We start from the raw sequence: 13,441 nt of genomic DNA, 5'->3' as shown, positions 1-13,441 counted from the left end.
ATTTGCTGCTCTGAAAAATCTGAAATCAGAAATCGTTATTCTAAAATCAAAATTTTAAATCAAAGACTTTATTAAGATTATTATTCACTATTTCCTGTATTTCTTTAACGGAAATTCCTTTGTATTTTGCTGCCAATCCATAAACTGCTTCAATTCCTTCATCCACCGTATCCGTCTCTAGAAAGAATCGATAATTGGGAACGCTTTTAAAAACAGCTTCTAATTCCTTATTCAGCAATAAATATTTTCCAAACGAAATATAAAATCCATTGTCCACTAATTGTTTGGCAAGTTGTGCATTTTTTGAGAATCCATGAATTAGCATTGGAACTGAAATATTCAATTTTTTCTTAAGTGCAATTAATTCCTGAAAAGCCGCGACGCAATGTATCACTACTACTTTTTGATGTTTTTGTGCCAAAAGCAATTGCTTTTCGAAAACCATTTGTTGCAATTCCATTGGAGTTTCTATGCGCTTGTCCAATCCGCACTCGCCAACAGCGAGACAATTTGCCTCTTGTATTTTACTTTCGATTATCGCCAAGTCAGATTCTATTCGTTCTTTAACAATAAACCACGGATGAATTCCGATGGAATAATACGGAATCGTTGCATCAAATTCCTGAGGATATTGATTCACTATTTCCAACACATTAGATTGATTAGTCCATTTGTGCGTATGCAGATTAAAGAATTCCATTAGTCGTGAAACTTTTTGACTCCAGCTTTTATCTCGATATCTAAATCATTTTCCAGCGGGACTTTTGGACAAGAATACTTGTAATTATAAGCGCAATACGGATTGTAAGATCTATTAAAATCAATCACAATCGTATCTCCTTTCGGGATTCTTAAATCAATATACTTTCCGCCGATGTAACTTTTGGCACCTGAAGTCAAATCAGAAAACGGCAGAAATAAATAGTCTTTATATTCCTTCTTTTTTGAAAGTTCAATATTCTTGTACACATTCAGTTTAAAATCTCGACCGTTAATTGTAAAGTAAAGTTCACCATATTTTACATACAAAGGTTTTCTGTCCGTTGAAGTTTCCATCTCAAAAGGTTTTTCTTTCTGGATTCTTACCAATTTTGCCACCACAAAAAAAGTTTCGTTTGCAGGATAAAAATCAAGCGTTTTGAAAACCGCTAAATCTTCTGCAGTCAATGGACTTGTCTTTGCATCAGCATATTCTGCGTTCAATTCCTTTTGGAATTTGGCTACAGCCGAAACATCAAACTGTTCTTGGCCAAAGCCAAAATAGAATTGCAATAAAAGAATTAAAGTAAATAGTGTCCGCATGTTTCTATTTTTATACAAAAATAGTTTAAAAGTTACTAGGACACAAAGCCGCATCAATACAAAGTTTTCTACCTTTGCAAAATTATAACTTAGTATATGATCCAAACTGCTTTTAAACGTTACATAAATAATTTCAAAGGCTTTACCAGAGAAATTTGGATTCTTACACTAATCACTTTTATCAATCGTGCCGGTACAATGGTTTTGCCGTTTTTGTCCAAGTATTTGAAAGAAGATTTGAATTTTTCCTACGCACAAGTGGGATGGATTATGGTTGCTTTTGGTTTTGGTTCTATGCTGGGTTCTTGGCTCGGAGGCAAATTATCTGATAAAATAGGTTTTTATAAAATCATGGTTTTCAGTTTGTTCACCAGCGGAATTATGTTGTTTTTTGTACAATACATCCGAACTTTCTACGGATTATGTATTGGAATGTTTGTTATTATGACCGTTGCTGATATGTTTCGTCCCGCAATGTTTGTCTCGCTCGCGACATACGCCAAACCTGAAAATCGCACCAGAGCACTGACTTTGGTTCGATTAGCAGTAAATTTAGGATTTACTGCGGGACCGGCTTTGGGAGGTTTGATTATCATGAATTTAGGCTACAGCGGATTATTTTGGGTAGATGGAACCTCTTGCATTGTATCTATTTTAATTTTCACCTTATTGGTAAAAGAACGTAAAAAACCTGCCGATTTAAACACCGCAAATAACGAAACCGAAATACCTGCTTCCGTTTTTAAAGACAAAATATTCTGGATTTTTCTCTTTATCTGTTTTATAACGGCGATGCTTTTCTTTCAACTTTTTACGACTTTACCCTTATATCACAATGAAAAATTTGGGCTGACGGAGTTTCAAAGCGGACTTTTATTATCCTTAAATGGACTGTTGATTTTCTTTTTGGAAATGCCAATAGTCAGTTTTAGCCAAAGAAAAGATATCAATAAGCTCAAAATTATACTTTGGGGTTCGCTGCTGATGTCCCTAAGTTTCTATGTTTTAATGATCAATATGTGGGCTGGAATACTGATTTTCAGCATTGTTTTTATCACTTTTGGCGAAATGTTCATCTTCCCTTTTTCCAACTCTTTTGCGTTAAGTCGAGCACCAAAAGGGCATGAAGGCCGCTACATGGCCTTGTTTACGATGAGTTTCAGTTTGGCACATATTGCGAGTTCTAAAACTGGTCTGCAAATCATTGCTACATTTGGCTATCAGGCAAACTGGTTTGTCATGGGTAGTTTAGGGATACTTTCTGTAGCAGGTTGCATTTGGTTGCAAAAACTTGTTCAAAAAGAACAAAATTAATTCCATTATCACTCTTTGGGCGTGACCCCATTCCTAAAAGGGGCAAACTAACTAGATGCTTAAACTGCCCCTTTTATCAATGCGGTCGGGCTATACGCGCTACTTTGGTAGCTAGCTCCTATCCCTCACGCGACCTCTTTTTCAAAACAACGCATCTGAAATGAAGCGCATCTATCTTTCCAAATTAACTCCCTTAAAAGTATATAACTAGCAACATGAATCTTTAATTTAAAACTCTAAATAAGTTAAAAACTAAAAAATTAGTTAAATAACTATAAAAATAGTTTGTAAACTAGAAATATAGTTGTACGTTTGATTCAAATAAAAAAATCATGCAAAAACTGACTAATAAAGAAGAGGAAATAATGCATATTTTATGGAAGCTCAAAAAAGCATTCGTAAAAGAAGTCATGGCCGAAATCACCGAAGATCAGCCCCACTATAACACACTTTCTACTATTGTTCGCAATCTGGAAGAAAAAGGTTTTGTGTCACACAATGCTTTTGGAAACACGCACCAGTACTATCCTATCGTGAGTTTAGAAGATTATAGAAAACGTTTTATGAATACTGCAATCGATAATTATTTTAACAGTTCTTATAAAAATATGGTATCGCATTTTGCCAAAGAAGAGAAAATTTCTGCAGCTGAATTACGAGAGATTTTGGCAATGATTGAAAGTCAAAAAGAGGAAATATAAACTTTATATTAACAACAATAATTATGGAAGCATTCTATATTTATCTTATCAAATCCAGTGGATTAATTGCTCTTTTTTATTGGGCTTATCATTTTTTGTTGCGAAAAGAAACCTTTTTTACAAGCAATCGTTGGTTTCTATTATTGGGTTTATTTACTTCCGTTCTTTTGCCGTTAGTCGTTTTAACGAAAATAATATGGGTAGAATCAACTCCTGTAAATTATGATTGGTCATCATTGCCCATAAACACAATTGTTGATGAAGATCATACAGAAGAGTATATTTATCTGGGATTAGCAGTAATGTACTGTATTGGTACATTGTATCTATTAATTAAATTCGGTTTTGATTTTTACAGTTTACAAAAAGTATTTAAAGGAAAAACCATAAAACGTCAAGCTGATTTTAAATTTATAGACATACAAGACAACCTCGCTCCTTTCTCTTTTTTTAATACTATAGTTTATAACTCTTCTTTATACAGCACCTCCGAATTAGAAAATATTTTGGAGCACGAAAAAGTTCATAGTGAGCAAAATCATACTGTTGATGTATTGATTTCAAGATTGTTTTGTATTGTGTTTTGGTTTAATCCATTTATTTGGTTTTATAAAAAAGCAATTGTACAAAACTTGGAATACATTGCTGACGACGAAGCCACAAAAAAGATATCCGACAAAAAAGCGTATCAGTTCACGCTTTTAAAAATAACAACACACGAAAATTGTGTCGCCATTACTAATCATTTTTATCAATCATTAATCAAAAAACGAATCGTTATGTTAAACAAAAATCAATCAAAAAAATCGAATTCTTGGAAGTACATTTTAATTCTTCCGGCATTAGTCGCATTTGTATTTTCATTTCAAATTGAAACCATTGCACAGGAAAAAAAATCAGAACAAATTATTACGGAACCTTCAAAAACAAATGAAAATTCAGTCGATGTATACAAAATAAATAAAAATACTACTGATGAGGAACTAAAAGAAAAATCAAGTAATTTAAAAGAAAACTATGCCATAATTGCTACTTTTTCCGGAATCAAAAGAAATTCCAAAAACGAATTGACCGCTATAAAAGTTGATTTAAAAAAAGGAAAAGAAATTGCACAGAAAATGGAAACAAAAGGAACTGATGCCATAAATGAATTTGGAATTACAATATCTAAAAATGATGATGGAATGCTTACCGTAAATTTTGGTTCAGATGAAAAAATGATCAATCAAAAAAGTATTGTTGTTGCTCCAAATGCACCGTCAGTAACTGAAAAAGAAATTTTTATCAACGGCAAAAAAGTAAGTGAAGATGATTTGGATAAAATAGATCCTAATGAAATTTCGACTATGAATGTCAATAAGAATGATAACAAACAGGAAATCCGAATCATTACTAATAATCATAGGAAAATGATTAACGAGAATGACATTTACATCAATAATGAAAAAGTGTCTCAAAATGAATTAGAACGTTTAGATCAAAATACAATTGAGAGAATGGATGTAAATAAAGATGATAAAACAATCCGAATTATAACCAAAAATGGAATCCAATATTCTCAAGAGAGAAATTTACCAGTTCCTCCAACGCCGCCAATACCGCCAGTTTTTAATATTACAACTCCAGTTCCTCCTGCATTTCCAAAAGCACCAAAAGCACCTAAGGGTGATCCAATTAAAGGAGATAAAAAAGCTTGGAAAGAGTTTGAAAAGAAAATGGAAGACTTCGAGGCTAAAATGAAAAAACTAGAGCCTCAAATGGAAGCTTTCGATAAGCAAATGGCAGAATTTGATAAGAAAATGGAACCATTCAATAAAGAAATGGAAGTTTTTGAAAAAAAAATGAAAGTGTACGAACAACAAATGGAAGAATATCATTCTAACTTGGAACGCGAAAGAAAAAAATAATAACTCCCCTAAATAGCCAAAAAAGACGGTCCTTATCAAGACCGTCTTTTTTTATATCTTTGTCTAAAACAAAACCGTATGTACAAAATCCTAGCACAAATCAACAAAGTCATTTTACCTAGTTTCACCAAACAGCGGTTAGATTTGGCGAAAGCCACGAAATGGCAAATGGCAATTATTGGTTATAAATATTATGTGACCACTCGTGCATTATCTAAGAAGTGATTGCGGCAAAAATATCATTGTCTTTAATTTTTGCTTTTCCATTAAGGAAAGCTAACTCCTTAAGGAAATTGCTTTGCACGATTTCGCCGCCTAAACTTGCGAACAATTCACATACCGCTTTTGCCGTTACTCCAGTTGCTAATACATCATCGTGAAGTAAGATTCTATCTCCTTTTTGAATCGCATCGGTATGAATTTCTAAAGTATCCGTTCCATATTCCAAATCATCCGTTGCCGAAATGATTTCATAAGGTAACTTGTTAGGCTTTCGAACCGGAATAAAACCAACATTTAATTCCTGTGCTATCAACATCCCAAAGAAAAATCCACGACTCGCTACTCCTATTTCCGTGTCAATTTTTTTATTTTTTAAGGATGAAAGCTATATTTCAAGGCATTAATTCCTTGCTTTGGGATCAATTAACAATGGAGTAATGTCTCTAAAAAAAATTCATTCTTTGGGAAAACCCTGAATATCACAGATATAATTTTTCAACACCATATTTTTTTATTTTTTTACAATTTTACACTTGCAAATTACACATTTATGCCTATATTTGCACCCGCAAGCAGGATAATAAAACGGTTTGCAAAACGGCCTTGTGGCGCAACTGAATAGCGCACTTGATTACGGCTCAAGAGGTTACTGGTTTGAATCCAGTCAAGGTCACCAAACCCCAACAGATGTTGGGGTTTTTTTATGTTTTACATCGAAAAGTGTACTAAAATCAAGTAATTAGAGCTAATATACCAAAAAAACCTCGAAAACCAAATACCTTCCTAATACACTATTCACTACACTCCTGACTACACCATTAAAAATAGAAATTTAGAACCTAAAAATCAACTCGTTTTTAACACCTCATTTATAATTATTGCATTCCAATTTCAACGAGATAAATCGCCTTATGATAGTTAGAATTTTTCAAATAGTTTGGATTAAAATCGGGATTCTAAATTTTAATCTATTTGAGTTATAAATATATTATTAAAAAATATCCATATATCACTTTTTACAACATTTTAATTTCCGTTAAGTTATGTATCTAAAAAGTTTTGAAATAGACTTTTTAGATACATAACTTATTGCTTTTCATTTTAAATAATGAAATCATTTCGTGATATTATGGGAAAATTTTATAGTAAACAAACATTAAAATACATTGTTGTCCGATAAAAATTTCGGAATGTTAATTTTTCTATATATTTCAATACTTATCGAGGTTTTCCGCTGCTTTAGCTTATTTTTTAGTGCTGTCACGAGAATTTGATAAATGAAAAAATATAATTTTTAGTTTTATTTATCGAATTTTATCCAGTCGCCAAATAATCATCAGATAGTCCTAATTGACCATCGTTTTCTATGTCTAATTCCCAGTCGTTTTCAGTACTTTCTAAAAATTTGGTTAGATGAATATAGTTGAATAAATGAATTCTACAAATACTAACTAAATTCGAGAAAGACCATTGCCTTTTCAAACTTTTCTTTACAACTCCCATCAAAAGATTTATTATCAGGATACAATAAATTTGAATTTTAATAGCGTATTCGTTATCTCCTAAAAAATATTTTAGGGGGAAATTTTGCTTGATTTGTTTGAATAATAATTCGATTTGCCATCTTATTTTATAAATTGCAGCTATTGTGTCTGCTCTAAATTCAAACAAATTACTAATAAACTCAAAACTTTTTTTGTGTTCTCTGTCATAGTTTTTTATTTTTCGTAGTTTCAATTTGGTTTTTCCATTTCCTTTATTAACTTCAACCTCAATGATTTCATTCGATAAAAAACCGCTGTTAATGTTCTCTGGAATTAGGTTTTTTTGTGCTACTTCATAATTTGCATTGTCTTTTATTTGAGTTACAAAACCTGTGCTTTGCTTGGTAAAATGTGCAAAAGCCTTCTAATCATTGTATCCTTTATCAAATATATAAACAGTATGTTCATCGCATTTTAGCTTTTCTAAAAACTTATGATCATGTGTTCTAGCTGGGGTAAACCAAAGTAAACTTGGAACTTTTTCATCAGTATTTATCACCCTATGCGACTTGATTCCGCCCTTGCTCTTTCCGTCATAATACTTTCTTCCAACACATTTTAAGACGTCTTTAAACAGACTTATTGTGGTGCTATCAACGATTTTAACCTTTTTTTCTAACGCTATCTCAACTCGGCTGTCCGACAAAAGAAAGCTATATTTCTTGAGCAAGTTGTTATAAATTTCTTCAAAAAACACCACTTTCCTACCCTTGTTTGTGTCCGCCAAAGTAGTCTTTTTTGGAAGATGATTGATTCTAACAATTTCCTCTTTGCCCGATAAACCAAGCATCCCACCAGTAACCTCACGCAAAGAATTACACTTTTCTAAACAGCAAAAAACCATACTAAAAAAATGATCATTGCATTTGAAATGTTTGACATAGTTTTGAACTGACCCGATACTTTTTGTTTAACTTTTACATTTCTTATTGCTCTTTCCGATGCATTATTATCAAAAGGTACGTGGAAAAGATGGAGAAAAGTAAGAATGTATTCTTTGTGTTTTATCATTCGTTTATGGAATGCACGCAGTATCTTTTGATTTTCAGGAAGTGGATTTTCTAATAAAACTTCTAAAGAGATTCTTATTTTATCCCTTTCTAAGATTGGATTGTTATATTGCTCTTGGTCTAAATTTTTCTTAAGTTCTAAAGCTTCATACAATGTCCTTTTGAAGTTTGTAGCCCAATTGGAATCAAAGCGTTGTTCAAGAAATATAAGTACTCTTAACAAATGCGTAATGCATAATTGGTGTGTTTTGAATTGGATTTGAAAATGACTTGGCCAACAATGATGGACTAAAACTGCAATATGAAACCCTTGGAAAAAATTAGTATCAATAGTAGCTGTTCATCTATTTTTTGAAAACACTACAAATGTAGCAAACTTGCTTTGCCAACTCCAAAACCAACCATTTTTACCATTTACTCTAATGCCTATTTCATCAGCAGCAACAACTTTTTCGTTCGATACTTTTTGAGCAATTAAATCATTTGCAGGTTGTGCTTTTAGATCAAAACCATCCAAGAGATTGCAAATTGTACCTCGTCAAATAGGCAGATTGCAAACGTCTCTAAAATATTCGCTCATTCTCTCAAAAGGCAAGTATTGACCAGTATGCATATAGGCAATTATGGCTTGAATATTAGCGTCGTAACTTATTGTTGCTCTTACGTTTTTCGGAAAATCAGACTTGTTTTGATGACTACAATAACGCGTTTTTTTAATAATTCGATGCTTTGTATATTTTGGGAAAATAATTGGAATATCAACCAATTGTCTTTTTAAAAGTCACTCTTCTGGCTTGTGGGACAAATTATGTCCGCAACAATTATAAAAATCAGGTTTGTAATTGATCATTTGATCTGGATTCTCAACCATTTTTAGCGTAGTGCCTTCGTGTCCTCGCTGTCCGCCCGCTTTCTTGCCAAATTTAGTGCGGAGACTTTGGTTTTTCAAAGGTCTATTCTCATTTTTAGATAGTGAAACTATACTATTACGACTGTTTTTTCGATACGTTAAGAACTCGATTTTATCAAGTAATTTTTCAATTAATGATTCTAATCGGATAACTTTTTTCTCTAATTCAGTAACACGTATTTTGCCGGAGTTCAATTTCTATTTATTTGACACAAAGGAAACAAAACCCATAAAAAGCAAAGAAAATCAAGCATATAGTTGTTAATTAGTAATGAACAAATATTCACAATAAAGCTGTTTTTCTATAACACAAAACGGAAATTGTTCATAACTATATTTTTTTGGAACAGGCTGAATAGTTACCAAACAACAGGCTTTTATTTTATATATTTACTAAATGAAAGTACAACGCTAAGCAAATTAATTAGATTCATATCAGTTGTAATAAGACTAACATAAAAACAAAAAACCACCCCTAACAAAATCAAAACGATGAGAAAATTTTTAATCCTACTATTGTTTTTAATACAATTACAATCCGCAATCGCTCAAAATGGAACAGAAGCTGTTGATATTACAGATATGTTGAAAATTAAAACAGTTAGTAATGTAACGCTGACTCAAGATGGGAAACGAGCTGCTTTTACTGTGACCTCAATTGAAGCCGATGAAAATAATAAATTAGAATACAAATATCTCACACAGATTTTTACTACCACTACTTCAAAAAATTCTGCACCCACGCAACTTACTACAAATAAAGATGGAGCAACAAGACCGGCATGGAGCCCTGACGGCAAAAAAATTGCTTTTATCCGTTCTGTAGAGGACAAAATGCAAATTTTTATATTATTAATGGAAGGTGGAGAACCTATCCAATTGACAAAACATAAATACGGTGCAACCAATCCGAAGTGGTCGCCAGATGGCAAAAGAATACTTTTTTCTTCAAGCATCCCGTTAAGAGATTTACTTCAAGACTCTATTTTAAACAAATCAAAAACAATTCCTACTTGGAAAATGGAGAAACCCGGTTTTGATAAAAATGAACATTTGTTGACTACTAATGCAAAAGCAAATCCAAACGGAAATTTATTAGAAATAAGAGCCTATTTAGATAAGAATGCACTAGATAAAAAAGCAATCGTCTTGAATAAATTGAATTTTCAAAGTGAGTCAAATGTTTCTTCAGAAATGAATTTTAATCACTTCTTTGAAATAAATGTCTCCAAAGATGCTGAACCTCGTTTACTTACTAAAGGATTTTATAGTTTTAGTACTGCTGACTATACCCCAAACGGGAAACAAATAATTTTATCAGGAGATGTAGACACAATAGAAAATGCAGATCGTTCATTAGAAAGTGAGGTTTTTACAGCTGACACAAATGGCGAAAATTTTAAAATGATACTTGGCGAAAGCGGTAAAAGATACAACAATGCTACTTTATCTCCATCAGGAAAATGGTTAGCTTTCCTCTCCAGTAATACTTCTTTTATAGCCGTTTCTTCATTATCGATAATGCCCATGAATGGCAGCGAGAAAGATATTGTAACAATCCCTTTTGATCGAAATAAATCGAATCTTACCTGGAGTAAAGATGACAAATATCTGTACTTTACCTCTCAAATGGACGGTGGTAATGTATTGCACAGAATTAACCGATTAACAAAAAAAATAGATATTTTATCCAGCGTTGACATTGGTATTTCAAGTTTTGACATCGCAAATAATACAATTGTATTTTCTAAAACTCAGGTATCAAATCCTTCTGAATTATATTTTGCTGATGCCAATTTTAAAAATGAAAAAAAAGTAAGTGATTTTAATGATTGGGTTACAAATAAAAAATTATCTTTTCCTGAAAAGAAAACATTTATTAACGATTTAGGGATGACTGTAGAATATTGGATTATGAAACCATCCAACTACAAACAAGGAGAAAAATATCCATTATTGTTAGAAATTCATGGTGGCCCATCAGCAATGTGGGGTCCAGGTGAAGAAAGTATGTGGCACGAATACCAATATTTTTGCAGTAAAGGATACGGCATCGTTTATAGTAATCCAAGAGGTTCTGGCGGATATGGTTTGGATTTTTTAAGAGGTAATATTAATGATTGGGGCAAAGGTCCAGCTAGTGATGTATTAACAGCATTAGACAAAACTATTGAAGAAGGTTGGGCTGACAACTCCAAATTACTTATTACGGGAGGTTCTTATGCAGGTTACCTAACAGCTTGGATCATAAGTCATGATAATCGTTTCAAAGCTGCTTGCGCGCAACGCGGTGTATATGATCTTAACACATTTTTTGGAGAAGGAAACGCATGGAGATTAGTTCCAAATTATTTTGGAGGGTATCCGTGGGAACCAAAGGTAAAGGAAATTCTAACTCGTGAATCACCAATCAGCTATGTCCAAAATATTACAACACCTTTCATTATTTTTCATGGTGGCAACGATCGTCGTACCGGTTTTATTCAGGCAGAAATGATGTTTCGTAGTTTAAAAGTATTAAATCGACCAGTCGAGTTTGTCGTACACCCGGGAGCAACTCATGAAATCACTCGAAATGGTGACAATCGCCAACGAATGGATCAAATGCTACGAACTTATGAATTTTTTGAAAGATCCATTGAAAAAAAGTAAAATCAACTTAAACTTACACACTCATACATTAGAATTTAAATTTTAGAAAAACATAAAAGCCCTGTACATTATTAAACGTACAGGGCTTTTTTTTTTATAATGTTGCCATATCGATTACAAAACGGTAACGCACATCGCCTCGAATCATTCGGTCGTAAGCATCATTTATGTTTTTGATATCAATCATTTCGATTTCAGAAACAATACCGTGTTCTGCACAGTAATCAAGCATTTCCTGCGTTTCTGGCAATCCACCAATCAAAGAACCCGCTAAGCTTTTTCTGCCACCTATCAAACTAAAAGCACGAACCTCATAAGGTGTTGGCGGTACTCCCACACAAATATGCACTCCGTTTACTCTTAACAATGACAAATACAGATTCAAATCATGTGGAGCAGAAACAGTATCAAGAATAAAATCGAAATATCCTGTTACACTTTTTAGTTGGTCTGCATCTTTAGTCACAATAAAATTGTGAGCACCTAATTTTTTGGCATTGGCTTCCTTCTCTGGAGATGTACTCAACACAGTAACCTCTGCACCAAAAGCAACACCAAATTTAACAGCCATATGACCCAAACCTCCTAAACCTAAAACAGCTAACTTGTGTCCTTTCCCTACTTTCCAATGCTTTAATGGAGAATAAGTAGTAATTCCAGCGCAAAGCAATGGAGCAACCGCAGCTAAATCTAATTTATCTGAAATATGCAAAACAAAATCTTCATGAACGACAATAGTATTGGAATATCCACCATAAGTGGGTGTTTTCCCATCTTGTCCCAAGGCATTATACGTTTCAGTACTTCCGTTTAAACAAAATTGTTCTAAACCTTCCTTACAGTTCTCACAAGTTCTACAAGAATCTACCAGACATCCTGTACCAGCTAAATCTCCTACTTTAAACTTTTTGACATGACTTCCTACATTTATCACTTTCCCTACAATCTCATGTCCCGGAACCATTGGAAATATTGCTCCACCCCAATCATCTTTTATTTGGTGAAGATCACTATGACAAACACCACAAAATTGAATGTCGAATTGTACATCATGTGGCCCAACTTCTCGTCGTTCAAAATTCCAAGGGGCTAAATCTGTTTTTGAATCCTTTACTGCGTATCCTTTCGTAGGTATCATATCTTTTATTTTTTATAAAATTATGGAATTAATTCCAGTTGGAAGTCATAGGAATTCCAAAGGTTTTCCCAAAATTTAGCATTAACTTCGTTGAAATAAAAATACAACCATTAACAATTACTGAAACTTCTATAATTTTAGTTTTCCAGGAATAAAAAATCTGGTTCATTATCAAAATACTTTGTTTTGAGTATCTTTAAAAAAAATAAATCATGGAAACACAATCTTATAAAAATCACATTCGGTATTATCCGCCTCATCATTTTGTATATTATCCCATCATAATGGCGTTTTTAGCTTTCAGCATTTATTTTAGTTTCACAACTGAAGATTCACTGATTTGGGGATTTATCAGTGTTGTTTTTATAGTGCTTTTTTGCCTTGCCTTTATGTTGCGTCAGCATTATGCTTTGACTCTACAAAATCGGTTGGTACGTCTAGAACTGCGATATCGATATTTTTCTATTACCGGAAAAAGATTAGAAGATTTTGAACACCAATTAAATGACGACCAGTTATTTGCGTTGCGTTTTGCCCCAGACGATGAATTTCCCGCACTTACGCAAAGAGCGCTGAAGGAAAGTCTTTCGGGAAAGGAAATTAAGAAAGCGATTCAGCACTGGAAAGGCGACTATCAAAGAGTTTAATGTTCCAAAATAATAAGGCAAATTTACCCAATTTAACAATTCCGAATTTTGTTTCTTTGTGGTGAAGAGAAAGTAATAAAAACTGAATTTAAAA

At 32.9% G+C, this 13,441-nt stretch carries 12 protein-coding genes, 1 tRNA gene and 2 pseudogenes; 7 read left to right on the top strand and 8 right to left on the bottom strand.

Translation table 11 applies throughout. The features are described from left to right. Positions 1–46 precede the first annotated feature (46 nt). Both BMZ76_RS11150 and BMZ76_RS11145 read right to left on the bottom strand, forming a co-directional pair. Positions 47–700, bottom strand: coding sequence for a TatD family hydrolase (locus BMZ76_RS11150; RefSeq protein ID WP_091206246.1), 654 nt, complete (start codon positions 698–700; stop codon positions 47–49). Then, complete coding sequence (locus BMZ76_RS11145; protein ID WP_091206242.1) at positions 700–1,302, bottom strand: DUF1684 domain-containing protein; 603 nt, start codon at positions 1,300–1,302, stop codon at positions 700–702. The genes BMZ76_RS11150 and BMZ76_RS11145 overlap by 1 nt, the downstream gene beginning before the upstream one ends. A 96-nt stretch (positions 1,303–1,398) precedes the next feature. Between BMZ76_RS11145 and BMZ76_RS11140 the strand changes: the two genes are divergently transcribed. The 4 genes from BMZ76_RS11140 to BMZ76_RS11125 all read left to right on the top strand — a co-directional run bounded on the left by BMZ76_RS11140 (position 1,399) and on the right by BMZ76_RS11125 (position 5,449). Then, on the top strand, positions 1,399–2,616 hold the full coding sequence (locus BMZ76_RS11140; RefSeq protein WP_091206239.1) for an MDR family MFS transporter: 1,218 nt from the start codon (positions 1,399–1,401) through the stop codon (positions 2,614–2,616). 332 nt (positions 2,617–2,948) lie between these two features. Further along, on the top strand, positions 2,949–3,317 hold the full coding sequence (locus BMZ76_RS11135) for a BlaI/MecI/CopY family transcriptional regulator (protein ID WP_091206235.1): 369 nt from the start codon (positions 2,949–2,951) through the stop codon (positions 3,315–3,317). A gap of 23 nt (positions 3,318–3,340) precedes the next feature. Continuing rightward, entirely contained in the window at positions 3,341–5,224 is a 1,884-nt protein-coding gene (locus BMZ76_RS11130; protein WP_091206232.1) for a M56 family metallopeptidase, read from the top strand. A 78-nt stretch (positions 5,225–5,302) separates the two neighbouring features. Continuing rightward, entirely contained in the window at positions 5,303–5,449 is a 147-nt protein-coding gene (locus BMZ76_RS11125; RefSeq protein ID WP_091206227.1) for an SsrA-binding protein, read from the top strand. On the opposite strand, the pseudogene BMZ76_RS11120 reads toward BMZ76_RS11125, so the two are convergent. Next, positions 5,439–5,900 (bottom strand): annotated as a pseudogene (locus BMZ76_RS11120) (adenine phosphoribosyltransferase). The gene BMZ76_RS11125 and the pseudogene BMZ76_RS11120 overlap by 11 nt on opposite strands. A gap of 145 nt (positions 5,901–6,045) precedes the next feature. Between BMZ76_RS11120 and BMZ76_RS11115 the strand changes: the two are divergent. Continuing rightward, positions 6,046–6,122, top strand: a tRNA-Arg gene (locus BMZ76_RS11115). Positions 6,123–6,760: 638 nt separating this feature from the next. Here BMZ76_RS11115 and BMZ76_RS11110 read toward each other — a convergent pair. The 4 genes and pseudogenes from BMZ76_RS11110 to BMZ76_RS11100 form a co-directional block, all read right to left on the bottom strand. Beyond that, positions 6,761–7,834 (bottom strand): annotated as a pseudogene (locus BMZ76_RS11110) (IS4 family transposase). Then, positions 7,816–8,223, bottom strand: coding sequence for an IS66 family transposase (locus BMZ76_RS16500; RefSeq protein WP_396230408.1), 408 nt, complete (start codon positions 8,221–8,223; stop codon positions 7,816–7,818). The pseudogene BMZ76_RS11110 and the gene BMZ76_RS16500 overlap by 19 nt, the downstream one beginning before the upstream one ends. Positions 8,224–8,340: 117 nt before the next feature. Beyond that, positions 8,341–8,517, bottom strand: coding sequence for a hypothetical protein (locus BMZ76_RS16495; RefSeq protein ID WP_167547455.1), 177 nt, complete (start codon positions 8,515–8,517; stop codon positions 8,341–8,343). A gap of 264 nt (positions 8,518–8,781) precedes the next feature. Next, positions 8,782–9,105, bottom strand: a complete 324-nt coding sequence (locus tag BMZ76_RS11100) for a DUF6444 domain-containing protein (protein ID WP_091206220.1) — start codon at positions 9,103–9,105, stop codon at positions 8,782–8,784. Between the two features lie 297 nt (positions 9,106–9,402). Between BMZ76_RS11100 and BMZ76_RS11095 the strand changes: the two genes are divergently transcribed. Further along, on the top strand, positions 9,403–11,562 hold the full coding sequence (locus tag BMZ76_RS11095; RefSeq protein ID WP_091206216.1) for a S9 family peptidase: 2,160 nt from the start codon (positions 9,403–9,405) through the stop codon (positions 11,560–11,562). 94 nt (positions 11,563–11,656) lie between these two features. On the opposite strand, the gene BMZ76_RS11090 is transcribed toward BMZ76_RS11095, so the two are convergent. Next, positions 11,657–12,700, bottom strand: a complete 1,044-nt coding sequence (locus tag BMZ76_RS11090) for an NAD(P)-dependent alcohol dehydrogenase (RefSeq protein ID WP_091206213.1) — start codon at positions 12,698–12,700, stop codon at positions 11,657–11,659. A 212-nt stretch (positions 12,701–12,912) separates the two neighbouring features. Between BMZ76_RS11090 and BMZ76_RS11085 the strand changes: the two genes are divergently transcribed. Then, complete coding sequence (locus tag BMZ76_RS11085) at positions 12,913–13,347, top strand: DUF6526 family protein (RefSeq protein WP_091206210.1); 435 nt, start codon at positions 12,913–12,915, stop codon at positions 13,345–13,347. Positions 13,348–13,441: the final 94 nt, after the last annotated feature.

It is taken from the genome of Flavobacterium xueshanense (assembly GCF_900112975.1).
In the GTDB taxonomy this organism is placed as follows: Bacteria; Bacteroidota; Bacteroidia; order Flavobacteriales; family Flavobacteriaceae; genus Flavobacterium; species Flavobacterium xueshanense.
The sequence above is the reverse complement of the archived record's forward strand: the minus strand, read 5'-3'. Positions and strand labels throughout refer to the sequence as shown.

Bases quoted from the DNA above. Each gene is read 5' to 3' on its own strand.
- BMZ76_RS11145 (WP_091206242.1), bottom strand. From the start codon at position 1,302: ATGCGGACACTATTTACTTTAATTCTTTTATTGCAATTCTATTTTGGC.
- BMZ76_RS11140 (WP_091206239.1), top strand. From the start codon at position 1,399: ATGATCCAAACTGCTTTTAAACGTTACATAAATAATTTCAAAGGCTTT.
- BMZ76_RS11090 (WP_091206213.1), bottom strand. From the start codon at position 12,700: ATGATACCTACGAAAGGATACGCAGTAAAGGATTCAAAAACAGATTTA.
- BMZ76_RS11125 (WP_091206227.1), top strand. From the start codon at position 5,303: ATGTACAAAATCCTAGCACAAATCAACAAAGTCATTTTACCTAGTTTC.
- BMZ76_RS11150 (WP_091206246.1), bottom strand. From the start codon at position 700: ATGGAATTCTTTAATCTGCATACGCACAAATGGACTAATCAATCTAAT.
- BMZ76_RS11085 (WP_091206210.1), top strand. From the start codon at position 12,913: ATGGAAACACAATCTTATAAAAATCACATTCGGTATTATCCGCCTCAT.
- BMZ76_RS11135 (WP_091206235.1), top strand. From the start codon at position 2,949: ATGCAAAAACTGACTAATAAAGAAGAGGAAATAATGCATATTTTATGG.
- BMZ76_RS11095 (WP_091206216.1), top strand. From the start codon at position 9,403: ATGAGAAAATTTTTAATCCTACTATTGTTTTTAATACAATTACAATCC.
- BMZ76_RS11130 (WP_091206232.1), top strand. From the start codon at position 3,341: ATGGAAGCATTCTATATTTATCTTATCAAATCCAGTGGATTAATTGCT.